Source organism: Bacteroides uniformis, assembly GCF_025147485.1.
GTDB lineage: Bacteria > Bacteroidota > Bacteroidia > Bacteroidales > Bacteroidaceae > Bacteroides > Bacteroides uniformis.
The window spans coordinates 1051174-1075276 of sequence record NZ_CP102263.1 but is presented as its reverse complement, the minus strand read 5'-3'; the positions used below and the strand labels follow the sequence as shown (position 1 = coordinate 1075276).

22 protein-coding genes, 2 tRNA genes and 5 pseudogenes are annotated in these 24103 nt (G+C 49.0%); 3 read left to right on the top strand and 26 right to left on the bottom strand.

Annotation, left to right across the window (positions count from 1 at the left end; translation table 11 throughout):
- Nucleotides 1–50 precede the first annotated feature (50 nt).
- From NQ510_RS04110 to NQ510_RS04060, 11 genes and pseudogenes are all read right to left on the bottom strand, one after another.
- Nucleotides 51–980, bottom strand: coding sequence for a metallophosphoesterase (locus tag NQ510_RS04110; RefSeq protein WP_005830908.1), 930 nt, complete (start codon nucleotides 978–980; stop codon nucleotides 51–53).
- A 60-nt stretch (nucleotides 981–1040) separates the two neighbouring features.
- Nucleotides 1041–3809: a TonB-dependent receptor gene (locus NQ510_RS04105; protein ID WP_005830906.1), complete on the bottom strand. Its 2769-nt coding sequence runs from the start codon at nucleotides 3807–3809 to the stop codon at nucleotides 1041–1043.
- Between the two features lie 273 nt (nucleotides 3810–4082).
- The gene (locus NQ510_RS04100) at nucleotides 4083–5330 is read right to left on the bottom strand and encodes a THUMP-like domain-containing protein (protein ID WP_005830896.1); all 1248 of its coding nucleotides are present in this window, start codon (nucleotides 5328–5330) and stop codon (nucleotides 4083–4085) included.
- 219 nt (nucleotides 5331–5549) lie between these two features.
- Complete coding sequence (locus tag NQ510_RS04095) at nucleotides 5550–6317, bottom strand: M15 family metallopeptidase (protein WP_034525946.1); 768 nt, start codon at nucleotides 6315–6317, stop codon at nucleotides 5550–5552.
- A 1-nt stretch (nucleotide 6318) separates the two neighbouring features.
- Nucleotides 6319–7470 carry a hypothetical protein gene (locus tag NQ510_RS04090; RefSeq protein WP_034526008.1) on the bottom strand — a complete coding sequence of 384 codons (1152 nt, stop codon included), beginning with the start codon at nucleotides 7468–7470 and terminating at the stop codon, nucleotides 6319–6321.
- Between the two features lie 139 nt (nucleotides 7471–7609).
- Nucleotides 7610–8824 carry a sodium ion-translocating decarboxylase subunit beta gene (locus NQ510_RS04085; protein WP_005830884.1) on the bottom strand — a complete coding sequence of 405 codons (1215 nt, stop codon included), beginning with the start codon at nucleotides 8822–8824 and terminating at the stop codon, nucleotides 7610–7612.
- A 2-nt stretch (nucleotides 8825–8826) separates the two neighbouring features.
- Nucleotides 8827–9264, bottom strand: coding sequence for a hypothetical protein (locus NQ510_RS04080; protein ID WP_005830882.1), 438 nt, complete (start codon nucleotides 9262–9264; stop codon nucleotides 8827–8829).
- A 96-nt stretch (nucleotides 9265–9360) separates the two neighbouring features.
- Complete coding sequence (locus tag NQ510_RS04075) at nucleotides 9361–9801, bottom strand: hypothetical protein (RefSeq protein WP_196029313.1); 441 nt, start codon at nucleotides 9799–9801, stop codon at nucleotides 9361–9363.
- Between the two features lie 111 nt (nucleotides 9802–9912).
- A pseudogene (locus NQ510_RS04070) lies at nucleotides 9913–10254 on the bottom strand (LytR/AlgR family response regulator transcription factor); the annotation flags it as partial.
- Nucleotides 10255–10793: 539 nt separating this feature from the next.
- Complete coding sequence (locus NQ510_RS04065) at nucleotides 10794–11210, bottom strand: hypothetical protein (RefSeq protein ID WP_005830871.1); 417 nt, start codon at nucleotides 11208–11210, stop codon at nucleotides 10794–10796.
- Between the two features lie 96 nt (nucleotides 11211–11306).
- Nucleotides 11307–11372: transfer RNA gene (locus NQ510_RS04060), tRNA-Met, on the bottom strand.
- A 176-nt stretch (nucleotides 11373–11548) separates the two neighbouring features.
- Between NQ510_RS04060 and NQ510_RS04055 the strand changes: the two genes are divergently transcribed.
- The gene (locus NQ510_RS04055) at nucleotides 11549–11881 is read left to right on the top strand and encodes a hypothetical protein (protein ID WP_005830869.1); all 333 of its coding nucleotides are present in this window, start codon (nucleotides 11549–11551) and stop codon (nucleotides 11879–11881) included.
- Entirely contained in the window at nucleotides 11878–12516 is a 639-nt protein-coding gene (locus NQ510_RS04050; protein WP_005830867.1) for a nucleotidyl transferase AbiEii/AbiGii toxin family protein, read from the top strand. The genes NQ510_RS04055 and NQ510_RS04050 overlap by 4 nt, the downstream gene beginning before the upstream one ends.
- Before the next feature lie 127 nt (nucleotides 12517–12643).
- Here NQ510_RS04050 and NQ510_RS04045 read toward each other — a convergent pair whose 3' ends face one another.
- From NQ510_RS04045 to NQ510_RS04000, 10 genes and pseudogenes are all read right to left on the bottom strand, one after another.
- Nucleotides 12644–13099 (bottom strand): lipocalin-like domain-containing protein, encoded by a 456-nt coding sequence (locus NQ510_RS04045; RefSeq protein WP_005830863.1) that lies wholly within the window; start codon nucleotides 13097–13099, stop codon nucleotides 12644–12646.
- 180 nt (nucleotides 13100–13279) lie between these two features.
- A pseudogene (locus NQ510_RS04040) lies at nucleotides 13280–13801 on the bottom strand (IS982 family transposase); the annotation flags it as partial.
- A pseudogene (locus tag NQ510_RS04035) lies at nucleotides 13798–13872 on the bottom strand (JAB domain-containing protein); the annotation flags it as partial. The pseudogenes NQ510_RS04035 and NQ510_RS04040, both read right to left, overlap by 4 nt.
- 87 nt (nucleotides 13873–13959) lie before the next feature.
- A pseudogene (locus NQ510_RS04030) lies at nucleotides 13960–14241 on the bottom strand (DUF3871 family protein); the annotation flags it as partial.
- Between the two features lie 168 nt (nucleotides 14242–14409).
- Nucleotides 14410–14594: pseudogene (locus tag NQ510_RS04025) on the bottom strand (hypothetical protein).
- A gap of 390 nt (nucleotides 14595–14984) precedes the next feature.
- Nucleotides 14985–15058, bottom strand: a tRNA-Ile gene (locus NQ510_RS04020).
- 92 nt (nucleotides 15059–15150) lie between these two features.
- Nucleotides 15151–15462 (bottom strand): DUF4491 family protein, encoded by a 312-nt coding sequence (locus NQ510_RS04015; RefSeq protein ID WP_005830847.1) that lies wholly within the window; start codon nucleotides 15460–15462, stop codon nucleotides 15151–15153.
- 9 nt (nucleotides 15463–15471) lie between these two features.
- The gene (locus NQ510_RS04010; RefSeq protein WP_005830846.1) at nucleotides 15472–15936 is read right to left on the bottom strand and encodes an Lrp/AsnC family transcriptional regulator; all 465 of its coding nucleotides are present in this window, start codon (nucleotides 15934–15936) and stop codon (nucleotides 15472–15474) included.
- Between the two features lie 230 nt (nucleotides 15937–16166).
- Nucleotides 16167–17033: an FKBP-type peptidyl-prolyl cis-trans isomerase gene (locus tag NQ510_RS04005; RefSeq protein WP_005830844.1), complete on the bottom strand. Its 867-nt coding sequence runs from the start codon at nucleotides 17031–17033 to the stop codon at nucleotides 16167–16169.
- An 18-nt stretch (nucleotides 17034–17051) separates the two neighbouring features.
- Nucleotides 17052–17645, bottom strand: coding sequence for an FKBP-type peptidyl-prolyl cis-trans isomerase (locus NQ510_RS04000; RefSeq protein WP_005830842.1), 594 nt, complete (start codon nucleotides 17643–17645; stop codon nucleotides 17052–17054).
- Between the two features lie 182 nt (nucleotides 17646–17827).
- Between NQ510_RS04000 and NQ510_RS03995 the strand changes: the two genes are divergently transcribed.
- Entirely contained in the window at nucleotides 17828–18544 is a 717-nt protein-coding gene (locus NQ510_RS03995; RefSeq protein WP_005830840.1) for an SIR2 family NAD-dependent protein deacylase, read from the top strand.
- A 265-nt stretch (nucleotides 18545–18809) separates the two neighbouring features.
- Here NQ510_RS03995 and NQ510_RS03990 read toward each other — a convergent pair whose 3' ends face one another.
- The 5 genes from NQ510_RS03990 to NQ510_RS03970 are packed head-to-tail and all read right to left on the bottom strand — an operon-like array spanning nucleotide 18810 to nucleotide 24050.
- The gene (locus NQ510_RS03990) at nucleotides 18810–19556 is read right to left on the bottom strand and encodes a glycosyltransferase family 2 protein (RefSeq protein ID WP_005830836.1); all 747 of its coding nucleotides are present in this window, start codon (nucleotides 19554–19556) and stop codon (nucleotides 18810–18812) included.
- A complete protein-coding gene (locus tag NQ510_RS03985; RefSeq protein WP_005830834.1) occupies nucleotides 19549–20814 on the bottom strand; it encodes a glycosyltransferase family 4 protein in 1266 nt (421 codons plus the stop codon). The genes NQ510_RS03990 and NQ510_RS03985 overlap by 8 nt, the downstream gene beginning before the upstream one ends.
- A 40-nt stretch (nucleotides 20815–20854) precedes the next feature.
- Nucleotides 20855–21871 carry a hypothetical protein gene (locus NQ510_RS03980; RefSeq protein WP_005830833.1) on the bottom strand — a complete coding sequence of 339 codons (1017 nt, stop codon included), beginning with the start codon at nucleotides 21869–21871 and terminating at the stop codon, nucleotides 20855–20857.
- Nucleotides 21868–22683 carry a LicD family protein gene (locus NQ510_RS03975; protein ID WP_005830831.1) on the bottom strand — a complete coding sequence of 272 codons (816 nt, stop codon included), beginning with the start codon at nucleotides 22681–22683 and terminating at the stop codon, nucleotides 21868–21870. Before NQ510_RS03975 ends, NQ510_RS03980 begins: the two co-directional genes overlap by 4 nt.
- Nucleotides 22680–24050 carry a bifunctional cytidylyltransferase/SDR family oxidoreductase gene (locus NQ510_RS03970; RefSeq protein ID WP_005830829.1) on the bottom strand — a complete coding sequence of 457 codons (1371 nt, stop codon included), beginning with the start codon at nucleotides 24048–24050 and terminating at the stop codon, nucleotides 22680–22682. The genes NQ510_RS03975 and NQ510_RS03970 overlap by 4 nt, the downstream gene beginning before the upstream one ends.
- Between the last annotated feature and the right edge of the window lie 53 nt (nucleotides 24051–24103).

The window sequence follows — 24103 nt, the reverse complement described above, 5'->3', positions numbered from 1 at the left end:
TTGTTCGGCAGGGCTTCGGGGGAATGCGCCTGCTTGCGTGCCGGCTTGGATTATTTGCTGCGCGTCACCGTGTGCAATACATTCCCTTTCTTGTCAATCATGCGCAGTTCCAGTGTCTTTTTGCTGGCCGATACAATGGAGAAACCCGGTTCGGGGCTGCAGAATACGGTCCCTTCGATGGGCTTCACCTTGCGGGCGAGCGAACCGGCAGAATTGGTGATATAGTCGATGTCGCTGCCTGCCACGCGTACGTGCTGGAAGTTGTGGATGTGCCCGCAGATGTACATATCCACCTTGTGCTTGCGCAGGATGGGATCGAGACGTGCCTGCATATCCGCGCGTTCGCTCTCGTCCTTCGGGGTTTCGGCATAGATGGGATGGTGTCCGGCAACGATAACCCAGTCCTCTTTGGCGGCAGTCAGTACGGAATCTATCCAGGAAAGTTGTTGCTGGTAATCCTGCTTGCAGGCATCGGGATAGGTCTCGCTTTCGTTGCGGTATTTGTCAATCATCGGGGCGGTGTCTACCCAAAGGATGCGGATGGTAGCGCCGTTGTCCTCGAACGTCTTGGTATAATAACGGGCGGGCATGGTCCAGCGGCGGCTGATATTACTGTAGTCGAGCACAGCCTGCGTATTACCGCGGTATTCGTGGTTGCCCAGCAGGGGAAACCAGTCTATCATCAGCTCCGGGTGGCTGTAAATAAGTTCGTAGTTGGTCATCCAAAGCGGATCGTTCACGCTACGTACGCCTTCAAAGTGGTGTACATCGCCGGTGGCAAGAACGAATTCGGGGCCTACTTCTTCTGCCATTTGTCCCATCAGTTCGGCGATGGGCTTTTGGTCGTAGTAGCCGTTACGGCCGAGGTCGTTGGCTACGTAGAAGTTGAACTTCTTGTCGAAGATGGAGTAATCGGTGATTTGGGCAATGGCTGCGTTGCCGAGTAGGGCAATAAACAGTAAAAGGAATATTTTCTTCATTGTCATTATTAAATTGTTGAGTAGTTAATGTTGATAACTTGTTGAGATAGAATTCGCTGTTTAAAAATTAATCTTCACTCCCGCATTCACTTTCACGCCGTAGTATTCTGCCTGCATGGTACGGTCTTTTGTGCCCTGGTAGTAGCGTAGCGGCTGGTTCAGCAGGTTGTTGGCTTCGGCGTAGAAGGTAGTCTTGAACTTCTTTCCGAAGGTATAGCTGGCGTTTACGTCCATATAGTTCACCTTGTCGTAGTAGCGGTCGTAGAAGGTGCTTTCTCCCATTTCGTCGATGAAATCGGAAGCGAAGTTATAGCTCAGGCGCAGATTCAGACCGCCTTTCTCAAAGTATAGGGAAGCATTTGCGGTATGCTCCGGAGAGCCTGGCATGCTCAAGTCTTTCTCATTCTCGCGACCTTCGAAGTTGAAGTCTTCCACACGGGAGTGGGTGTAGGTGTACGTTCCGTAGAAACCTACACATTTCAGAGCGGGAGCAATGAAGCTGAAGTCGCGCTGGTAGGATAACTCTACCCCTACCAGGTTGGCGTTGCCCGCATTCTTGGGTTGGGTGAAGCGGGTGTAGGTGTTACCCTGGTATTCGTAGTTGGTGCTCACCTGGTCTACGATGAAGTCGTCTATCTTCTTGTAGAAGATGCCGGCGCTTATCAGACCGATGCTGCGGAAGTAGTAGTCGGCACTCAAGTCGAAGTTGTAGGAGACGGTAGGTTTCAGCTCCGGGTTTCCGATGGTGATTTCGTTGTCGGAACGCTTGATGTTCACACTGGGCACGAGGGCCGAGTATTTGGGGCGTGACAAGGTTTGGGTAAACGAACCGCGCACTTTGAAGTCATCGTTTACATTCCACTTTACGAGCAGCGACGGCAGGAAGTTGATGTAGCTGTTGCGCTGACGGTCGGTCTTGCTGGTGAGGTCTTCGTCGGCATCGTAGGTGCGTCCCGTATAGGCAAGGTTGGTGTTCTCTATGCGAAGTCCGGTCATCAGTTCCACGTCTTTTGTCAGTTTTTGGTCGAAGCGGAGGTAGCCGGAAGTCACGGTTTCGCGGGCGTTGAAGTTTCCGGCAAGTTCTTCCTGCACCTGCTCTTTCTCAAAGAGGGAAGCGTTGTTCAAGTCTAAAGAGCCGGTGTATTCCTTGCTGGCGTAGATACCTGCCTGATATTTGTTGTTGGGCATGAAGTTCTTGTTGGTCTGGTCCACTGTATTTGCCAGGCTGTTCGTCATGAAGGCATCCTCGTCCAGAGGAGAGTATTCGTAGAAGTCCACTTCTTTATCCTTGGTCTTGCGCACTACCTTTGCGCCGAACTTCAGCTTGTTGCCGTTCTTGAAGGGAAGTTTGAAGTTGGCGGAGAACTTCAGGTCCTGCTCCTTGATGTCTTCCTGCTGTTCCGTCAGCTCTTTCAGGCTGAATTCATCGTTCAATGTCATGGTAGAGCCTGTTTTGGGGCTGGCAAAGGGTTGGCGTTCGTCGCTCAGGTCCATGTCGAACTTCTGTTTCTTCAGTTGGAAGTCGATGTAGCGTTCGTTGGGACGTTCTTCGCTGGCTTTGGCATAGCTGGCATGCCAGTCCATGGAGAGGGCGCCGAAGAGGTGTTCGCCGCTGAGGGCAAAGTCCATGGTGCGCTGGCGTTCCAGGCGGGCGTTACGGTTGTCCGGCGTACCGGCTTTGGTCTGTATGCGTACGGTGGCGTTGCCGTCGGGGTCAAGGTCTTTCAGCGTGGTACGGTAGCGGTTCTCCCAGTCGTTGCGGTTGTTGAAGATGCCTTTGAAGGTCAGTTTGTGGTTGGCATTGATGTCCCAGTCCAGTGCGGCGGAGTAGCTTTGGCGTTCGCGGGTGACGTAGTATTGGCGGATTTGGTAGTCGTTGACGTACGTCTTGCCGTTGTCATCCTGCTCCCATACAAATTCGGTGTCGTAGGAACCAGAAGGTGAGTTCTGATAGGAGGCCGATACAATCAAGCCGAGTTTGTCGTTGAAGAAGCGGTCGCCGTAGGTGAAGCCAAGGTTCAGTTGCGCCTTTTCGCTCACCCAGTTGTAGCCGGTTCCGGCGGTGGCGGCAATGGTACGCTTGTAGGGGGAGTTCTTGGTGACGAGGTTGATGCTGCCGCCGATGGCGTCGCCGTCCATATCGGCGGTTACTACCTTGTTCACTTCGATGGTCTGAATCATGTCTGCCGGAATGAGGTCGAGCTGTACGTTGCGCGTATCGCCTTCGGCAGAGGGAACGCGGTTGCCGTTGATGGTGACGGAGCTGAGGTCGGCACTCGTGCCCCGCACTTGCCCGAAGCGTGCCTCGCCTTGGTCGTACTGCACGTTGATGCCGGAGATGCGTTTAAGGGCGTCACCGATGTTGGAGTCGGGGAACTTGCCTACCTGGTCGGCAGAGACTACATTCGTAATCCCCATGTTGTTTTTCTGTGAGTTGATGGCACGGCGCTGTCCCTGGAAGGCGCCGCCTACCACCACTTCCTGCAACTCCACGCCTTCGTTCAGTACGACGTCTTTTTCCAGTGTACGGCCTGCGGGGATGGTGATTTTCAGTTCTACGGGAGAGTAGCCCACGTAGCTCACCTTTACTGTATAGGTTCCCGGGTCAAGGTTAGAGAAAGTGTAGAAGCCGTTGACGTCGCTCGTCACGCCAGTGTGTAGTTTCTCGATGTAGATGGATGCGCCCGGGAGAGTTTGTTTAGTGGCGTCGATGATGCGTCCACGTACAGTTCCTTGTTTCGTGACATTTGCTTTTTCGTCGGCAATGGCCGTATTGACGGTGGCGGTGAATAGGAGTAAGAATAAGAATGCTCTCAAAATCTGTTTCATACTTGTTATTATCTGTTAATAATCTGCCGCAAAAGTAGAGGGTTGCCGTTACGTGGAGATTGCGGAGCGTTGAAGAACAGATAACGATTCAGTTACAATGAGGTTACATAAATTCTTGGAGGTAGTACCCTTTCGGCGGTATCTCCCTTTGCCGTCATCTGGCAGATTGACGCTAAAGATGCACGAGATGTGCATCTCGGACTGTATGAGATGTACATCTCGAGCAACATGAGATGTACATCTCGTGCAGGGGAAGGTATAGGGGTTGGTGTCTTATCCCGTAGCCTGGCAGCGGATAAGTACCTTCTTCTCGTCTGCCAGAGTAGTGGCAAAGAGATAAGTGCCTCCCCCTTCGGCCAATTTCAGTCGTTTGCGCAGTTCGGCCACGGTGGCGGGGAAGTTGCGCACGGTGAGGTTCGCCTTTTTCTCGGCAGCCAGCATCTCTTTCACTTCTTTCTTGCCGAAGCCGCAGGAGGAGGTAATCTGGAACTTGCGGCCGGGGAAGTCCGGCAGGAAGTGGCCCGAGGTGTAGAGGTGGCTGTTGGGATGCAGTTTTTCCACCTTATACAATGAGGAGAGGCTGCGGAATGCACCGGCTTTCAGCACGGAGGCATTCGGTTCGTAGAGGTATGATTTCAGTTGAGGGGTGTAGGGGCATGCACGCTCCTTCTCCTGCCGGCGGGTGAAGACGAGGGCTTGGGGAGCCGGTACACCGGTGAAGTTGACGCAATGGATGGGGATGTTGTCTGCCGGCACTCCTTCGCCTTGTCCCAGCAAGAGCAGCAGTTCCTTGCATTCGTTGCCCACGGAGACGATGTGTGCCTCTCGTACATGCTTCAAATCGTTCAGGGCAAGGGTGAGGTCGAGCATGGGGGAGAGTTTTACCAGTACGTGTCTTGCCTTGCGCAGCAGCAGTTCTTCGAGGGCGGCTATATCGGGTTCGCAGTCGCCGATGGCTACGGTCTTTCCGCCGTGTCCGTCGCGGCGGGCAGGGTCTATAAATATACAGTCCACGGGTTCCATCTCTTGCAGATGGCGGACGCTGTCTGCGTGGCAGACGGAGATGTGGTTCAGGCCGAGGACAGGGAAGTTGTGCGCGGCTATCTGGCAGAGGGTTTCCTGGCGCTCGACGTAAGTGGCATGCCCGAAGCGGGAGGAGAGATAGGCGCAGTCGATGCCGAAACCTCCGGTGAGGTCGGTAAAGGTGCCGGCTGATGTGGGGGTACTGTTCTGCGCGGGATGTTCTTGTTCTGTATGTAGCAGGTTAGTTATAATCTCCGCTTTATACTGTGCCGTTGCTTGGGAGGAGCATTGTTCCAGAGAAAGGTGGGCGGGGTAGAGTATATGCTCGTTCTCGGCCCATGCGGGTATCTTCTCTTTGGCAATTTGCCAGCCGGAAATCTGTGTGATGGCGGCGGGCATGTCTACCGAAGGGTAGCGGCGTGCCTGCAAGGCAAGGCTGCGCACGTCGTCGCGGCGATGCTCGCGGATGAAGCGGAGGGTGTCTTGGGATAAAGGCATGGCTTGGCTTATTTATTCTGATGCAAAGTTATCTCAAAAAGGACAAAGTGGGGCATAAATTCGCAGCTTTCTGTCTGATTATTTTTCAGACACAGATGACGCTGATAATACAGATTAAGAATATTAAAAATCCGCGTCATCCGCGTCATCCGCGTCATCTGCGTCATCCGCGTCAAAGCGATAGCAAATTTAAGTTTCCGGACAAGCTGGGGGTGAGAGTTAAGGGATGACCCGGTATCGCTCCTTTGCCGTCTGCCTGCTGACGCGGTTGAAGTGCCACCATTCGCTGGGTAGCGGGTGGAATCCGGCTTCTTTCATTACCTGCCGGAGCAGCAGCCGGTTTTCACGTTCTTGTTCTGTCAGCTTGCCTTGTGCCACGAGCACGGCTTCTTCTGTGATGTGGGCTTCCCTGCCCAGATGGTCTACCGGGGTGCCCATGGGCAGAGGAGTTCCTTTATCGTCGAGTATGCTGATGTCCACCGCCAATCCGTAGTTGTGCAGGCCGCCGCCGCGTGAGGGGTTGGAGACATAGATGTATTTGGAGGTTCCTTTCACTACGTTCCACATCTTCTGCTGTACGGACAAGGGGCGCGCTGCGTCGTAGACGATGAGGCTGTAGCCGGGGTACTGTTCTTTCAGTAGGCGTTGTGCCCGCTTCAGGCTTTTCATGGCATCGGGGTGCAGGTAGGCTTCTTTCAGGTCTTCGTACAATAGGGTTCCGGTGAAGTTGTCGGCACGGGTGTACATCAAGTCGATGGCGATGCTGCTGTCCGCTTCGGCGATGTTGACGAAACCGAGGGAGTCCAGGTAGCGGGCTGTCCGGCTTTTAACCGGAGCCGGAGGGACGGGTGCCGCTATGGTGTCGGCGTACGGGATGGTGGTCTCCGTATCTGGGTCTTGTGCCTGCTTTGGCGCTTGTTTTCTGCTACAACCGCATAGTGAGCAGCCAAGCAGCAGATATAACAAGTAAAAGAAATATCGTTCCATCTTACAAGGCATTCTTGGCGGTAAGGATTGATTTCATCAAGGCTATGTCCGAACTGACTTCTCCCTGCATCAAGTATTTGTTTTTCCGTTGGCAGGTGGCTTCGTAAATCTCCTTTGCTTTTGCTGTGTCCTTGTCCCGGTAGAGTGCCAGGGCGCAGAGCAGCCGCTGTTTGGAAGACGTCACATCCTTATATTGCCGGATGTAGGTATCCAGCTCATCGGTATATAATTCTTCTGCCCGTGCGGTCCTCTTTGTCACCAATGCGGTGAAGAGCAGCTCGCAAGCGTTTTCCTTTATCAAAAGTCCGATGACTTCGTGCCGGTGGCTCATTATTTTCTCAAATGCATTGTAGGCGGCTTCCCATTCTTCGCAGTCGAGCAGGCGCGAGGCGCTCATCAAGGCTATGGTGACCTGCAGGGCATCTTTGTAGTTGATGTCTTCCGTTTGGCTGAACCATTCGGCAGGCATGTCCTTAGGACGCATGCCCTCTTGCACCAGTGCGTTGATGCGCAGCTGGGTGACCAGTGCCTGCTTGCTCTTGCTGTCCTTGAGAAGCAGGCGCATGTTGTCGGCATCATTGCCGATGCCGCCCATCTTCATGGGGATGCCGTTCATCCCTGCAAGGAGAATGCCAATCAAAGAGAGCATCAGAAGGAAGAATTTCAGCAGGTAAGGCAGCCCGTCTACGGTCAGCAGGGGGAGGAAGGCAAGGATGGCGGTCAGCAGGTTGGCAAGCACTCCACCCAGGTTGTACAAGGTGGTTGGGATATCTTCAAGAGGCCTTTCGGGTGGGGTAAGCAGGCATTGGCCTCCCGTTCCGGCAAGGCTGAAACGCTTGATGCATAATTTCCCGTCTTTCCGTATGAAGGTAAGGTTGAAGATGCGGAAGGAGACGAAGCGGTAGCCGGTTGCCAGTCCGCAGACAAGATGCCCGCCTTCGTGCAGAAGCACTTGCAGGAAGATGGAGAACAGCAGAATCAGTATGGCTAACAAGGAAACTCCTACTGTCTCCAGCATGCCGGTTTCGGCAAACTTGCTGTGTAAACCGTCGAACGAGTCTCCCAAAACCAGGACTCTTACACCTATTATTCCTACAAAGCCGATGCATGCCCCGACCATGAATCCTCCGGCCAATTTAAATACTTTCTTCATCCTGATATCTTGATAAATGTGTTTGCCGGCAAAGGTAAAGGATTTTATCTGAAATGCAACAGCTTGCCCCATGTATCATAAAAAGAAAGAGATTGTGATTACCACAACCTCTTTCCGTCACCTAAACCCACTACGCAGGCTACAGATAGGGAATTATAGTAATATAGATACCCGTAATGATGGCCGAAGTGATTACTCCTGAAATATTAGCCCCCAAGGCATCTCCCAAGATGAAGGAATTGGGGTTGTCCTTGCTTACTATCTTCTGGGCAACCTTCGCCGTAGTAGGCACGCAGCTCACGGCTGCAATTCCGATGACCGGATTGTAATTGCCCCGCTTGATGAAGTACATGATGTATCCTCCAATGATTCCGCCGATACCGGAGAGCAACAGTGCGCCCATGCCCAATACCAACAATTTAAGAATTTTAGGGTCGAGCAGCAGATGTGCGTCGCAAAGTACGCCCAACAACAGGCCGAGCATGAAAGTAGAACCATACAACAGCGGACCGCTTACAAAATCGTAGATATGCTTCATCCCCGATTCGCGTACTGCCACTCCGAGGAACAAGGAGAAGAACAGCGGTGAGGCAACCGGGAACAGAAAACACAGTACAGCACACAATATAGCCGAGAAAGCCAGTTTTACTTTGGCATCATAGTTTTTGGGCGGCTTCTTGCTCGTCATCTTGATGGCGCGCAGGCGTTTCGGCACCAGCAGCTTCACCAGATAGGGGTAACCGCCATATGTCAGTCCCAGATAGAGATAGGCCACTACTGTGATGGGTACAAACAGATGTTTGGCCAGGGCCAAGGAAGTGAAAAGCACCATCGGTCCGTCCGCACCTCCTACCATGGCTACGGAAGCGCTTTCTTTCAAGGACAGTCCCAATGCAGATGCGATGGGTACAGTCAGGAAAGTTCCCAATTCGGCACATAGGGCAAGGAATATGCTGGCAAACGGTTTCTGTAGCAGGAAGCCCACATCGAGCAGGGTACCGATACCCATAAATACGAAGCATGCAATCAATCCGTTGCTGAAGGTCAGGGTGTAGACCGGTTGCAGGAAGTCTATCTGCATGGTGTTCATCAAGTCGTCCGTATCCGAAAGCATCGGGTCCAGAAAGAGATTCCCCAATGTACCGTCGGGCATGAAAAGGGTGCCGCAATTAATGGCGACCATACCCAGTCCCATGGGAATCATGACCATAGGCTCCAGTACGCCTTTCCATCCCAGGTATATGAGCAGCAGGCCCAGGGCTATTAAAAATACACGGGCAGAGGAGAGCAGCCAGCCGCTTTCCATCATTGTTCCGAATCCTTGGAACAAGGTTGCAAAATCTATATTCTCCATGATTAGTCTTTGTTTTTGGTGTCGTTGTTCTTTTTAGTCTTGTTCTTGTTGTCACGGTGGCTGATGGCATCTTCCAGATACATCATATGGGTATCTTCTGGGTAGAAGTAGTCTACCAGGTTTCTTTTGGAGACACCGTGGCTTACTCCGTGGTAATAGCCCCGAGGCTTTTCGTTTTCACGGTCCACACCCCGGCTGTAGTCTTCGCGCGTGTCGTTGCCGAAGATGTTTCCGTGCATGGAGGGGGTGTGTAGCATCAGTTCCATCTTCTGGCGGAACTTCTTTATACGGCGCAGGCGGAGTAACTCCTGCTGGTGGGAACTGTAGAAATCGAGTGAATCGGCTGCGCTGGCTATCAGTTTGATGATGAATGCCACAAAGAAACCGATTGCAAAAGTGAGCCCCATCATCTCAAGGGTGGGGAGGAATAAATCGGACATAGTTATGATATTAATGTGATGAAATGGATAATAAAAAAGCGAAAGATGTACATGCAGTACACCTCCGGTAATGGTTTGCAATAAGTCCGATAAAGTCTAAATCAGGATATGCAGCAGTGCATAGATGTAGTATCCGCAGGAATAGCGGAGGGCACTGGGATTGAATGAAAGGTTGGCGCTCTCTCCGGCAGACAGATGGCTGGAAAGCAGATGCTCCAGTTGCCCGGCTGGTTTCAGAATTCTCATCTTCAGGAATTTCGGAGAGGCGTGGTTATGTGTGTATAGGCTGTTCGGACACAACGCTTCGTTGGTCCAGCAGTCGGTATTTTCGTCATTGAATAGTGAACGGTGGGTGGCTGTGTACGATGCGCACTGTGTGTAGGCGGTAAAGGAGCATTCGGAGGCCGGACTTCCGACAACTATTCCCGCCGGACTCATGGTAGTATTCCGTGAGTCCGGCTGTTCCTCCTGGGAGATGGCAGTCAAACCCAGACAGAGGAAGGTAAACATAAGTATGTAATACAGATGTTTCATCATAGTAAGGTAAAGGAACAAATAACTTTGGACAAAGTTATATATTCCGCTGTATTTTAAGATTAATTGTCTTTTTCCTCTGCAGGAAGTATTCTGAAGGACTGGTTGCGGCATTTATATGCCCAACCGTTCCTTCAGTAACCGGTATCTGGAGAGGCTTACCCGTAGCTTGACGCCACTTTTTAACGTCACTTGGTAGGTCTCTTTTCCATACTGTTCTACTCGTGATATCTGGGTTACGTTGACAATGCTCGAGCGGTGGATGCGGACAAAGTTATCTGCTGGCAAATGTGTCTCGAAGTTTTTCATGGTCTGTTCCTTGATGTACTCTCCGTCTGATGTCACCAGGGTTGCGTAGTCCCCACAAGCCTGGATGTATAATAGGTCTTCCACTTTGATGATGTGAATCCGGGAGCCGTCTTTTACCGTGATCCGGTCAATACTTTCTTCTTGTGGCAGGGGAGCGGCCTTTTCTGCCTCGGGGCGGTGAAATTTTCTGTTTGTAATGAAGTGCCTGCCACAATCTGCAGATGATACCACAAAAGGATAGCTGTCCAGGCAGGAATACCGAACAAGAGGCGGAAAGGAATGCTTGTTTGGCAGGTGTGCCTTGCCAGCGTTTGTCTTCACATCCGCCGCAAAAGCAACTGCATTCTATGCGTACTTGCCAGTCGGCGGGTATGTGCAGTTCCACTCCTCCCCAACTGCAGTCCAGGTCTATGTAGGTTTCTCCGGGTGCTATGTTCCTCTTGCTCTCCCATTCTCTTGTTCATCATCCGTTGTACCATCTTGGCACGGCGATGCACTGTCCTTTGGTGTGTCCAGTTTCTCCTATGGTGATGTCTGAGAAGGAAGATGCCGATGAGGATAAGGGCCAAGGGCTACAGCATGGCTTGGAAATTGCCGGGGAATAGCAATAAGCCTGAAAGGATAAAGAGCGAGGCGATCAGCACTTTGCCGGAGCCTGCATAGGATGGGAATCGGTGAATCCGGAGTTATCTGTTCCTCCACCAATACCAGATGAAGCGTAGCCCGGTGCCGAGAAGCGCGAGAGAAAGTCCGGTATAGAACACTGCGATGAAGGAGTCGGGCAGAAGGTGGCAGGTACGTATTACAATTCCCATTGCAATCATGCCTATCATGACAATCCATCCTTTTACGTCGAAAAAGGAAAAGGGGCAGTGCTTACCTTTCTTCTGTGAGATACGGAGAGTATGTTTCTTGTACAGCCTATGGAAAATAATGCCGGAGAACAGAAGGAATACCAGGCTGGCTTCGCAGACTTTGAATAGCCAATAATGTCCGTCATCTATCCAGCAGGTCAGGCCTATACGCAGAATATTGACTCCTGCCAATGACCATATGGTTCCGGCAGTTATGAGCAGTGTATTTGGAGATACTCCGTATTTCATGATGAAGGTTGTTTTATTACACAAATACCGGGCTTGTATGGCGGAGTCCAAAAATTAAAAGAGGCTCTATTCTATTAAGAATGAGCCTCTTGTTTGTGGACCAGCCTGGGCTTGAACCAGGGACCTCCAGATTATGAGTCTGTTGCTCTAACCAACTGAGCTGCCTCGTTATCAACACGTTAATTATCTCTGTGTAGGTTCTGAGGTCAACAATAGGTCAACACTGAACTTATTATGCAAATTTACTAAAAATCTTATTCACAATGAAACATTCTCCATTGTGATTTGCTTTGGACAAGAATAATCACTAATTTTGTGTTATTCTAAAACAGGGAGTTATGTCAAGAGATGTGGTAAAACAAGAACTATTGGCGAAACTGAAGCAAGAACACTGCTTTTGGTCGTACAATGAAAACTTAATCAAGGATATTCCAGATGATATGCTGATTGAGAAAACCTTGTTACATCTTGACTTGGAAGAAATAAACCAACTGTTTCTAATTTATCCTTTCAAGAAAATTAAGCAGGTGTGGCTGGATTATCTTGTTCCCCAAGCGGAATATCTCTACACGTTGAATCGTTTTTTTGCATGGTATTATTTCAAGGCAAAGAAGCCAGATGCTTATATAAAGTCTATGGCTACCCGCCATCTTAATAAAATGTTTGCATGAAAGGTTTAGCTCCACACACGCTGCAGGTTTTTGAAGCCGTTTCTAAGTTGGACTGCATCAAACCCTATCTCTTGGTAGGTGGCACAGCTTTGTCATTGCAAATGGGAACTCGACAAAGTGAGGACTTGGACTTTATGAAATGGCGTACCTCTAAAACAGAGAAAATGGAAGTGGCATGGTATCAGATAGAGAAAGAGCTCGCTGTAATAGGTGATATTCAGCATAAGGACATTTTAGATATAGACCATGTGGAGTATTTAGTGTCTGGAGTAAAGTTCTCCTTTTATGCCTGTCCTAAATATTCTCCTGTAAGTATGCCTGTGGAATATCTGAATAATCTCAGATTGGCAGATGTAAAGTCTATTGGAGCTATGAAGATGGAGGTGATGCTACGCAGGAGTAATTTTCGCGATTATTATGATATTTATTCCATCTTAAAGTCTGGTGTACCTATCAACGATTTGGTATCTTTAGCCCTTACCTACTCTGGACATAAATTGAAATCCAAGAATCTGTTAGCTATGCTCACCAACGGCTCTCGTTTTACAAGAGATTCCCATTTTGAGCAACTTGCACCGATTTATGCTGTAACTGCTCAAGAAATAGAAGATTATATAAAGTTTTGTTTATTATAAACTGCTGCAACATTCTTGCGAATGGGATTATATATAGAAGTATTCCTTGAAATTGTAGTAGCTTTATAAAAAGAAAAACAGCATAAGAGTTTCCTCAAATGCTGCTCTGTCTTAAGTAGATTGGTAATTAGTCAATCTTCTTGTAAGTGGTTGTTGTAATGTCATCCAATTCCTCGCTACCATCATCCATTGTGTCCCAATCCTCAAAGGCGAGAACCAACTTAGTAGCTGTAAGTTCATTAACAGTTAGGACATCTGAATAACCATCATCGTAAGAGATAGTCAGCTTATTGTCTTTCAAAGACCAACGACTTGTTTCTGTATATCCACCGTCCGCATAGCCTTCTGTGCAAGTACCGTCAGCTTTGAACTCCCATAAACCATTGGTATATGCTTCATCAGAAGTTACTACTTCCTTATCATTCTCCACTTTGTGAATCTTCTCCCAAGTGGTCTGCCATTTACCTATAAGGTTAGCTTGTTCAATGATTGTCTGTTCATCTTCATCATCACTACATGCTGTAAAGTTTACAGCCAACATGACCATTAATAAGGTCGTTCCAATTAATCTTAAAGTTTTCATTGTTGTTAAGATATAGCTCATCTTTAGTTATCTTAACAACAGTGTAAATGGTATTCTCTTCTCCCCAATCAGTTGTATAATAAGTAACGAACATATATCTGTTAGGGAAGTATTCAAATGTATCATTTTGAGTGTCATTTTCGCCTTTCTCTGTATAGGTGTTATCCTTATTAAAGGTAAGGATTTCTCCCTCTGCTCAATGTTCTTCAATTCGTCATTGACAGTTTCGATCAAGGCTCTTTTTCTGAGCAAAATCTTGTCGGCAATACTCATCAGTGAATTCTTCATATTGTTTTTAACTTTAGTGACAAGCTGTATGCCATTAAGAAAAGGGTTCTCAAACAGAGCCTGACCAATATATCCTTTGTCTGCGCATAGTTTTCCTTTGATGTTCTACGAAAACTTACCTTGCTTCAACGGTTCCCGGTCATCCACGTTTCCAGGCGTGAACATGAAATTGAGAATTTCACCCTTGTCATTGATTATCAGATGCAACTTGAATCCGAAGGACCATCCCATTGAATATTTTCCACGCTCGGCAAGTCCCTCAAATGTCTTATGAATAAGGATTCTTTGGTTACGACAAACACGTAAGGGAGTGGAGTCGACAAAACTGATGCCGGTACAGGTTCTCAGCAGGACTTTTTTGATGAAGATGGTCATGGGAAGCAATACTTCCTTCTCCAGTTCCACAAAACGGTTACCTTATATATATTCTTGAATTTGGGTTTGTAGGACAATTCCACTTCACCCACAGTATAATCTATATCCATAATGTACGATATTTAATAGGTTGGTAGATATAAAGAAAGGACAACTAACTGAATAGCTGCCCTTTCCTCTCTCAATCAACAATCCACTTAGCCCAAGAACCAAGCGTATTCACTATCTCCTAATTTGGCACGTTGGATGCCTTGTACAAACTCTGTGCAATTAAGATTCCTTTCCAAGAAGTTATCTATGTAACTTGACTTTACAGAACCATTGAGCGGGTTTAAGAGCTGCCAACCTGTAATGCTGTCCCCTGTACTCTTGAAATTCACATCAGAAACGAATGCTCTGCAAGCTGCATTAATCTGACTATCTCCCAACAATAGACGAGGTAAGCGTTTCTGTTGGTTGGGTGTAAGAGCTTGATATAATATCCTTTCACTTTAATATTCAAATCCACTTTCATAAAGAGGTGGGACAGTGTTATAAAGTTGGGGCGGTCTATGGGTAGGATGCAGTAAAGACTTCTCATTGTAAAATCAATAAGAGGATGGTTGATGGCTTCCCTGTATCTCTTTCTAATATAATCCTGCCTAATGTTACTTGTCCTGTTTTGCAAGTACTTTAATTGTATCTTCATATTCATTAGTTGCTGATTGAACATTGTTGGTAAACACTAAATATTTTTCTCACGTTCCATTTTGTAATAGTAGGCAGTGCCAAAATATATCTTGGCTTCCTTTCTGTTATGGAACTTCTTTCCTGTTGGTAGATGAATTATCATGTCAGTTTAAATATTAGTAAATTAATAAGATAGTTTCTGCAATGAAATATAATAGGTAGTAACCTTTCCATTCTTTTTTCTCCTTGTCTTTAGATAGTTATTAAGATTAGCCCACAATCCAATGTGAACCTTATTATCTTTCACTCCCTGTTTAAGAGCCTTTGTTCTTATCTGTTCATAAGTAAATTCTTTCATTTTAGATATTCTGAATAGTTTGTAGTCTGCTTATCTGTGTGGTGAGATTATCTGTTTGTGGTACTTATTTTGGGGTCAACAATAGGTCAACAACGAAGCAAGACAGCCTGTTTCTTGTCAGTATTTCGAAAATCCAAAGAGAAGAAGTCCTAATAAAAAAGCCCCATAAACACTTGTTTATGAGGCAATTCTTTGTGGACCAGCCTGGGCTTGAACCAGGGACCTCCAGATTATGAGTCTGTTGCTCTAACCAACTGAGCTACAAGTCCGATGCATCCTTGCTTGGATAGCGAGGACAAAAGTAGCATTTTCTATTGAAATATGCAAGACTTTTGGATAAAATTCCTTATAACCTTTGTCCTTAGAACTTATAAGTTCGTTTTGGATTCTTGGGAAACCAGCCTTTTTTCACTCGTTCTTCCTGCTCGAATATCTCCTTGATGGTCCAGAACGAGGAAAATGCAAAGACGCCCAAAAGGGAGGCTATCATGATGTTCTCCGTATAAAGGGAGGCAATGATGCCGCCGATGCCGAGTAAAAGGAAAATCCACCAGCACTTGGTGCCCCAATAATATTCGGCTTTCACAACTATGGGGTGAAACAAGCCGATGATGAGGAATGTGCAGATACCTATGACAAGGCCCGACAGATGATATTCGTTCAAGAAATCCATTGTTGTTCGTTATTTCTCGGGGCAAATAGGAATCTCCTTCTTGATGCTCTGTTCCAGGGAAATCAAGGTCTCGGTAGCGGTTACGCCAGGAATCTCCTGCATCTTGTTGTTCAGCAAATCCATCAGATGCTCGTTGTCGCGGGCATATACCTTGGTCAGCATGGTGTACGGACCAGTGGTGAAGTGGCATTCTACGATTTCGGGAATCTTGCCCAGCTCAGCAACTACCGTCTTATACATGGAGCCCTTTTCCAGCTTGATTCCTACGTAAGTGCAGGTTCTGTATCCAAGGGACTTGGGATTTACATGATAGCCTGAGCCAACAATAACGCCAAGGTCAATCAGGCGCTGTACACGTTGATGGATGGCAGCACGTGACACGCCACATTCAGCAGCTACGTCCTTGAAAGGGATACGGGCATTTTGGGAAATGATTTCCAGAATCTGCCGGTCAAGATTGTCTATTTTTTCCATAATAGTAAATAAGTAAAGTTCTTGTTGTTATCAAATAGTAAGCAAATATAGGACTTTATTTTAATTTATCTATAAAAAGGGACGGAAAAATGAATAAAAGTGAGGGGTAACGATAAGGCGCGGATTACGCGGATTTCACGGATTTAGTTTACCAAATCCGCGTTATTCCTCGTAATCCGCGCCTAAAAGAAGTATCAAGAGGGTTTTGCCCCTCCCTTCGGATTGTTACATTACTTCTCGATACCCAGCAGTTCCACTTCGAATATCAAAGTAGAGAACGGCTTGATTTGGCTACCGGTTTCTCTTGAACCGTATGCCAGGTCGTAGGGGATATAGAGTTCCCACTTAGAGCCGACGGGCATCATGGTGAGGGCCTCTGTCCAGCCTTTGATTACCTGGTTGGCACGGAAAGTAGCAGGTTCGTTGCGCTTGTAAGAGCTATCGAATTCTGTTCCGTCAATCAGCGTACCTTTGTAGTTTACTTTCACCTTGCTGCTGTCGGCAGGAACGGCACCGTTACCCTTGGTGATGATTTTGTATTGCAGACCGCTCGGGGTAGTTACTACACCTTCTTTAGCCTTGTTCTCAGCCAGGAACTTTTCACCGGCAGCTTTGTTGTCAGCATACTTTTCTGCAGTTGCTTTTTCTTTGATGGCATCCATCTGAGTACGCATGTACTCTTGAGCTTTCATCATATCCATAGCACCACCCTTGCCGATGACACCTGCTACGAAACCTGCCAGCAGATTTTCGCGGCTGATGCTCTGTGTGGAGTCGTTGCCGAAGATTTGTTGGTTGAAGCCTTCCACCCATTGCTTGCTGACCATCTGGCCTACTTGCAGACCGGCCATGTAAGCCACGTCTTTCTTATCGATTTTGGCTGCGCCTTCGTTGAAACCTTTCAGGAATTCTGACATCTGGGTTGAGTCAATGCCTTGTTGTGCAAGATACTGGTCCAAACCTTCTGTACGTGCCATACCGATGGCGTAAGATAATGAGTCGATGTCCGTCTTCAAATCAGCTTTCGGACTTTGAGCAGTACAAGATGCCATACCGGCAGCTACTGCAAGAGCCATGAGAAATGTTACTTTTTTCATTTTGCTTTTACTTGTTGTTTATTTAGATAAAATTTTCTGTAATTCGACTTCGAATACGAGCGTGCTGTGGGGAGGAATCATCTCGCCGGCACCCTGCGCTCCGTATGCCAGGTCGCTGGGGATGTAGAGTTTCCACTTGGCACCTTCGGGCATAAGCTGAAGGGCTTCCACCCAACCGGGTATCACTTGGTTTACACCGAATGTGGCAGGCTGGCCGCGCTTGATGGAGCTGTCGAACAGCGTTCCGTCAATCAGTGTGCCTTCGTAGTGGCATTGCACTTGGTCGGTTGCTTTGGCATAGTGACCGACGTTTCCTTCTGTGATAACTTCGTATTGAAGTCCGCTGGGAAGCGTAACAACTCCCTCGCGTTTTTTGTTCTCTTCCAGGAACTTTTTGCCGGCTTCTATGTTTGCTGCGTTCATCTTCTCCTCCAGTTCGGCGAAGTACTTGTTGACGATGTCACGGGCTTCTGTGTGGCTGATTGCCGTCTGGTTGCCCTCCAAAACGTCTTTGATTGCTTGTGCAAAGTCATCTACTGCAATGCCTTTGGCACCCATGCTTAAAAGATTCTGACCTATTCCAAGGCCGATAGCATAACTGAATTTGTCCATAAGATTCTTTTGTTGACGACCGGATTGGTTTCTTTTCCAGTCTATTGCAAATTTATGAGTGGCAAAAGTACGTCTTTTATTTGAATGATAAGGCTTTTAAGTATTTAATTTTTCTTATTTATATCACAACTTGAACATTCTTCTTATATTTGTCTTACTTTAATAAAGGAAAGGAGCGGAAAATGAAGAACTTGGTCATATTGTCGGGTGCTGGTATGAGCGCCGAGAGCGGCATCAGCACATTCCGTGATGCGGGCGGATTATGGGACAAATATCCGGTGGAGCAGGTGGCGACTCCCGAGGGGTATGCACGTAATCCGGAACTGGTCATTAATTTCTATAACGAACGTCGCAAGCAGTTGCTCGATGTGGTGCCGAATGCCGGGCATCTGGGCGTTGCCGACCTGGAGAGGGATTTCAATGTAACGGTCGTCACCCAGAACGTAGATAATCTGCACGAGCGTGCCGGCAGTACGCACGTGATACACTTGCATGGGGAACTGACGAAGGTTTGTTCCAGCCGCGACCCTTATAATCCGCATTTCGTCAAGGAACTGGCGCCGGAGGAATATGAAGTAAAGTTGGGCGACAAGGCGGGCGACGGTACGCAGCTCCGCCCGTTCATCGTGTGGTTTGGCGAGTCGGTGCCGGAGATTGAGACTGCCATCCGGTATGTGGAGCAGGCGGACATCTTCGTCATCATCGGCACCAGCCTGAACGTTTATCCCGCTGCGGGACTGCTGAACTACGTGCCCCGTGCCGCCGAAGTGTATCTGATAGACCCCAAGCCGGTGGACACGCACGTCATGCGTCCGATACATGTCATTCAAAAGGGAGCTTCGGAAGGGGTAAAAGAGTTGAAGGCGCTGCTTACAGCTACCCAGCCTCCTTTGCCTTAGGACTTAATCTCCTACGTCTTAGGACTTAGCCCCTCACGGTATAGGACTTAATATGCAGAACATCTGGATGTCTTTCTCCAAAACACCCGGATGTTTTACCCCAAAACATGGGGATGTTTTGCCCCATTACATCCGGATGTTTTAGGTGAAAACATGGGGATGTTTTGGGTACTCACTCCTATACTGTAGAGAGCTGGGTATAGGGGGGATTCCCGCAAGGTATAGGTCTTGCGGGAACAAAGTATATTTGTCCTCGAAATTTGTGCTATTTCTTTATCACGGCCCGTAATACGAACCAGGCATGATGGGCTACGGTACTCATCAGCCCGTAATGCCGCGCCATGATGCGGAAGCGTTCGCGCAGGGATGCTTGCCGGTTCTGGGTGGTCATTCCCTCTTCCAGATAGTCGATGAGGGTGAGATGGGTGTTGTGTAACGCCCTTGCCTTCTTCATCACCCGGATGCACCAGTCGAAGTCGGCGGAGAAGCGGTATTGCAGGTCGTAGGGTTCTACAAGGGAAGCTTTGGCAAAGAAGGCCTGATGGCAGACCAGCATGCCCTGCTTGAAGCTTCGCCAAGTAAGCACTTCCGGGGCGGCGAGGCGGCGCATGCGGATGAAGTGACCTTCCTTGTCCACCAGTTCCGTTTCGCCGTACAGCACGTCGGGTAGTTCGTTGCCGGAGATGGAACGCACCATCTGCTGCAAGGTGTCGTCCTCGTGGAAGCTGTCGCCGGCATTGAGGAAGCAGAGGTAATCGCCGGTGGCAAGGCGGATGCCTTTGTTCATGGCGTCGTACAATCCCTTGTCCGGTTCGCTCACGATGCGGGTGATGCGGTCGCGGTAACGGTCGATAATGGAGAGCGTGCCGTCTTTGGACGCACCGTCCACAAGGATGTATTCTACGTGGTGGTAGGTTTGCGAGATAACGCTTTGAATCGTGTCCTCCAGTACCGCTTCGGCATTGTAGGTCACGGTGATGATGCTGAATTTCGGGGTGGGGTGGTTATGCATTTCTTCCGGTCACTTTGTTGTAAAGGTCAATGTATTTCTTGGCGACGACGTTCTCCGAATAGTGGGAGATGGCTTTCCGGCAGGCTTGTTCCGAGAGGCTGGGGTAGTCGGGTTCGGTCAGCGTCCAGTAGATGCCGTTGGCAAAGTCTTCCGAGGATTTGTATTGTGCCACGTAGCCGTTGTGCAGATGGTCTATCATCTCAGGGATGCCGCCCACGTTGAATCCGACGCAGGGAATGCCGCATGCCATGGCTTCCATGATAGTGTTCGGCAGGTTCTCTTCCAGCGAGGGGGTCACGAAGATGTCCACGGCATTGTAGATGTTCACCAGTTGGTGTTCGTTGCTGACGAAGTTCAGCGGGTAGACTTTGAATGGAAGCAGGTTTTCCAGTTGTTGCGATTGGTTGCCGAAGACGACGACACCCAACTGTTCCCGGAGTTCGGGATGCTTGTCGGCCAGCAGTCGGCACGATTCTATCAAGTAGTCAATGCCTTTCCGTTTGTCCGTAATCTTCACCGAGCCGAACAACATGAGCTTTTTGTCTTGCGGCAGTAGGCAACGGCTGCGGGCTTCCTGTCGGTTGCGGGGCTTGAAGAGGTTGGTGTTGATGGGGTTGGGGATGCACGTCACGGCATGTCCGCAGAAGAGGGCGCTTGTCCGGGCACGTTCTTCCAGCCAGCGGCTGCAGGTGACGAAGTTGATGTGACGGTTGCGATACAATGCCTGCTTTTTGTGGAAGATGCGGTAGGAAAGGTCACGTTTGCCTCTGCCTCCGTGGATGAAGGGGCAGTTGTGGCATTCCTGCTGGTAGTGGGTGCACTCGCGGGCATGGTGACAGATGCCAGTGCAGGGCCACATGTCGTGCATGGTCCAGACGACGGGCTTGCCCGAGGCGAGAATCTTCTCGATGTTCTTCAGCGAGAGCATCCCTTGGTTTATCCAGTGCAGATGGATGACGTCTGCTTGCTGGAATTCGGGCAGTGAGGTGATGTCTGTCCCCGTGTTGGCAATGTCTACGGCAAAGATGTTCTTCTTGTTGAAGCGGTTGGCGCTCCAGATGACAATGCGCTCCCAGACGAACTTCCACACCATGCGCCAGTTATGGTCCAGTGACACAACGGAGATTTGGTCGGTCTGCTTGTCGCGCACCAGCAGCTTGGCTTTGATGCCGTGGTTCTTGAGTGATTCCATCAGACGGCTGGCGGCGATGGCTGCGCCGCCGATGCGTTCGGATGTATTGATAAGTAGTACTCTCATGACTGTTGTTCGTTTCTTCTTTTTTGAATGTTTTTTCTTGTTACAGATGCCGGTCTTGTTTCGTCCATTTCCGGATACGCTTTTGCAGCGTTTGCCATATGATGGTGAAGTTGCCGTACCGTAGGTTCAACGCCAGTTCCTCGAACGACCGTGCAATCTTTATCCAGGGATGCCGCCATGCCATGATGCGGTAAACGCTATCCTTGTAGGCTGTGTTCTCGATGACGTGGCGAGGGTGCTTCAGTGGAAACTCCACTTCGTGGCGTTTCATGGTGAAGATGCGGCGGTAACCGCGCGGCATGGTGTGCACGGAGCCGGCAAAGTGGGTGGAGTCGGCAGTGGCTCCCAGATTGTTTATCATGTTGCGGGTGGGCACGATGCTCAGACCCGAATTGAACAACATGGAAGCGTGGAAGATGGTTTCGTAATAGGCTTTCCCGTGTTCGCGGTGGCGTTGGCACATGTAGATGAAGTCTTTGCGGTAGCGCCGTGTGTGGATGAGGTTCTTCAGTTGCCGCATGTTCTCCTTGTCGTCCAGGAAGGTGTAGAATTCATCCCATTGGTCCGTCACCCGCCGCCAGCTCGCCCATCCCCAGATGGAGAAGGTGGTGGCGAAGAAGTAGTCGGAAGTGATGTCCGGTGTAATCTCCTCGTTGTTGAATCCGGCAATCATGCTGATGCGTGTGTCGTGCTCATACTTGTCGAGCAGTTCCTTGCAGAAGCCGAAGAAAGAGACGGCAGGCACGTCGTCATCCTCAAGCACGATACATTTGTCCGACAAGGAGAATGCCCACTTCTGTGCCATGTATTCCGATGGGTCGCAGCCGTAGTTCTTCTCTTGGTAGTTGTGGTGTACTTCGCATTCCCAGTCGATGTCTGCCACTACTTTGCGACAAGCTTCTATGCCCGGCATGTCACGCTCGCCGCGCGGGCCGTCCTGATAGAGAAACAGTCGTGCGGGGCGTGCTTTCTTCACTTGTTCGAATACTTGCGCCAGCAGTTTGGGGCGGTTGAAGAAAAGAATCAGTACAGATACATCTACAAGGGCTGGTTTCATGGCAATGGTTTTAGTTCCGGGTGAATATAGCAGGCATGGACTATCTGCTTCTCTTTGGGAGGAATGTCCATGTAGTTTTTATATAAATCTTTCAGATAGGCGTCCACATTGCCCGGTGCCGGGAAATCTTTTCCTTCGAAAGTGATGGTGGAGAGCGGAAAGACGGAATCTTTACGGTGCATGATGCCGTATCCGTTATTGATGAGTATATTCGAAAGATAGGTCCCTTTGGGGCGTACCAGGCAGAGCATTGCCCATATCCCTTTGAAAAGCGCATACTTCATGCCGAAGTAGAAGAATTCTGCAAAGGAGCGCAGCGAGTAGTAGTGTTGCGCGTGTAGGATGGAGTAACTGACGGAGATGCCTTTGCACAGCTTCTTTGCCCATGGGCGGGGCACGGTGGGGTAGTCGATGAAAGGGAATATATCTACGTATAGTCCTTTCTGATACTCTACGCTGAAGGTATCTCCTGCTTCAATATAGATTGAGTTTAAATCCCTTATCTTGACGATGGGCTCTTTGCTGGTAGGGTCACTTTCCGGGGTTTGCAGGAACAGTGTGTCGGGTAGTTCGGAGGGGGCTACCTTCATGAATGCTTGCATGTCTTCCAGTGTCATGCCGATGTCTATGTCATCATCCCAGGGGATGAATCCTCCATGACGCATGGCTCCCAACAGTGTGCCTCCGTCAAGCCAGTAGCTTAACTTGTGTTTCCGGCAGATGCGGTCCACCTCTTTCAGTATGGAAAGTTGCTTCAGTTGGCAGGCGCGTAGGTTGTCGGCAACGTAGTCCGATAGGTATTGGTTCTTCATACTTCTTCTCTTTTTACGTCGATGACTTGTCCGGTGAATTCGGAAAGCAGTGACTGTATGGTGGTAATGGCTACTTGCTCGGAGGTCAGCAAGGTGTTATCCGGTTCGATGCCGAAGTTATGGACACGCATCGGTGTCTTGGTACGTTCCGGATTGATGCAGTTCACGCTGATGCCGAACGGTTCCCATTCTTGTGCTATGGCTTGCACAAAGTTCACGATGGCGGCTTTGGTCGATGAATAGATGCTGTAAAAGGCACGCCCCCGAGTGTAGGAACTGGAAGTGAAGAATACGAGTTTACCTTTGCTCTCCTTCAGATAGGGGAAGGCTTCAAGTGCCACGTTGACAGTACCCATATAGTTGGTGTTCACAGCGTTGCAGATGGTCTGATAGTCGCAACTCATCAGAGGTTCTTTATTCAGCAGTCCGGCAGTATTGATAATGTAGTCTATCCGTCCACATTGGCGGTACACTTCCTGCAAGGCTTTGCTCACCTGCTCTTTGTTGCCTACATCCGTTCCGTTCATGCTGCGCGAATAGCAGAATACGTTGGCTCCTTTCTCTTTGAGTAGCTGAGCCACGTCTGCGCCGATGCCGTAACTACCGCCGAATACGACTGCAACCCGGTTCTTCAGGTTGTTTTCCTGGTCGATGGGCAAGGTGTTCAGTTCACTTTTGCGCAGCTGGAAGAATTTGTCCAGCAGATAGGTGTCTTCCTTATAGGTCAGCTTCATGTTGCTTTCTTCGCCGTTCACTACATAAACCGGTACTTCCGGAAGGTATTTCACTACTACGCCGCAGTCGTCGGTCACTTTAAAGGCCGGGTCTTGCAAGGCAATGTCATAGGCATGCTTGATGGTTTCCAGATGGAATGCTTGCGGAGTCTGTCCTCGCATCAGTTTGCTGCGGTCTGGGATTTCCTGAATGAATCTGTCATTGACTTGTATAATGGTATCCGTGGCGGGCATTGCCACATCAATAGCTTTGTAGGTTTCCAATGCGGCAATAACGTCATTCAGAATCCGCTGGCTCACTAACGGACGTACGGCATCGTGGAATATCAGATTGACGTCAGTGTCTTCGTAGGCTTTGATGGCGGATAGGCTGGAATGATACCGTTCTTGTCCGCCTTTCAATATCTTCTTGACCTTCTTCCATCCGTTCTTGATGATGATAGATTCGAAATCGGAGATATAGAAAGGATTGGATACGATAGCTATCTCGTGAATATGTGGATTGCTTTCGAAAGTATCGATGGTGTGCTCCACGACCATTTTTCCCGCTACCTTGAAGAATTGCTTGGGAGTGGACAATCCCAGACGGCTACCGACTCCTCCTGCCAATATGACTGCTACATTCTTTTTCATTGTATCAATAGAAATGTGATGCTGCAAAAATACGAATTAATTGCTTCTTTGCA

Bases quoted from the DNA above. Each gene is read 5' to 3' on its own strand.
- NQ510_RS03980 (WP_005830833.1), bottom strand. From the start codon at position 21,871: ATGAAACCAGCCCTTGTAGATGTATCTGTACTGATTCTTTTCTTCAAC.
- NQ510_RS03985 (WP_005830834.1), bottom strand. From the start codon at position 20,814: ATGAGAGTACTACTTATCAATACATCCGAACGCATCGGCGGCGCAGCC.
- NQ510_RS04000 (WP_005830842.1), bottom strand. From the start codon at position 17,645: ATGGACAAATTCAGTTATGCTATCGGCCTTGGAATAGGTCAGAATCTT.
- NQ510_RS04095 (WP_034525946.1), bottom strand. From the start codon at position 6,317: ATGGAACGATATTTCTTTTACTTGTTATATCTGCTGCTTGGCTGCTCA.
- NQ510_RS04065 (WP_005830871.1), bottom strand. From the start codon at position 11,210: ATGAAATACGGAGTATCTCCAAATACACTGCTCATAACTGCCGGAACC.
- NQ510_RS04100 (WP_005830896.1), bottom strand. From the start codon at position 5,330: ATGCCTTTATCCCAAGACACCCTCCGCTTCATCCGCGAGCATCGCCGC.
- NQ510_RS04045 (WP_005830863.1), bottom strand. From the start codon at position 13,099: ATGAAAACTTTAAGATTAATTGGAACGACCTTATTAATGGTCATGTTG.
- NQ510_RS04080 (WP_005830882.1), bottom strand. From the start codon at position 9,264: ATGTCCGATTTATTCCTCCCCACCCTTGAGATGATGGGGCTCACTTTT.
- NQ510_RS04110 (WP_005830908.1), bottom strand. From the start codon at position 980: ATGAAGAAAATATTCCTTTTACTGTTTATTGCCCTACTCGGCAACGCA.
- NQ510_RS04010 (WP_005830846.1), bottom strand. From the start codon at position 15,936: ATGGAAAAAATAGACAATCTTGACCGGCAGATTCTGGAAATCATTTCC.
- NQ510_RS03975 (WP_005830831.1), bottom strand. From the start codon at position 22,683: ATGAAGAACCAATACCTATCGGACTACGTTGCCGACAACCTACGCGCC.
- NQ510_RS03990 (WP_005830836.1), bottom strand. From the start codon at position 19,556: ATGCATAACCACCCCACCCCGAAATTCAGCATCATCACCGTGACCTAC.
- NQ510_RS03995 (WP_005830840.1), top strand. From the start codon at position 17,828: ATGAAGAACTTGGTCATATTGTCGGGTGCTGGTATGAGCGCCGAGAGC.
- NQ510_RS04015 (WP_005830847.1), bottom strand. From the start codon at position 15,462: ATGGATTTCTTGAACGAATATCATCTGTCGGGCCTTGTCATAGGTATC.
- NQ510_RS04090 (WP_034526008.1), bottom strand. From the start codon at position 7,470: ATGAAGAAAGTATTTAAATTGGCCGGAGGATTCATGGTCGGGGCATGC.
- NQ510_RS04085 (WP_005830884.1), bottom strand. From the start codon at position 8,824: ATGGAGAATATAGATTTTGCAACCTTGTTCCAAGGATTCGGAACAATG.
- NQ510_RS04050 (WP_005830867.1), top strand. From the start codon at position 11,878: ATGAAAGGTTTAGCTCCACACACGCTGCAGGTTTTTGAAGCCGTTTCT.
- NQ510_RS03970 (WP_005830829.1), bottom strand. From the start codon at position 24,050: ATGAAAAAGAATGTAGCAGTCATATTGGCAGGAGGAGTCGGTAGCCGT.
- NQ510_RS04005 (WP_005830844.1), bottom strand. From the start codon at position 17,033: ATGAAAAAAGTAACATTTCTCATGGCTCTTGCAGTAGCTGCCGGTATG.
- NQ510_RS04105 (WP_005830906.1), bottom strand. From the start codon at position 3,809: ATGAAACAGATTTTGAGAGCATTCTTATTCTTACTCCTATTCACCGCC.
- NQ510_RS04075 (WP_196029313.1), bottom strand. From the start codon at position 9,801: ATGATGAAACATCTGTATTACATACTTATGTTTACCTTCCTCTGTCTG.
- NQ510_RS04055 (WP_005830869.1), top strand. From the start codon at position 11,549: ATGTCAAGAGATGTGGTAAAACAAGAACTATTGGCGAAACTGAAGCAA.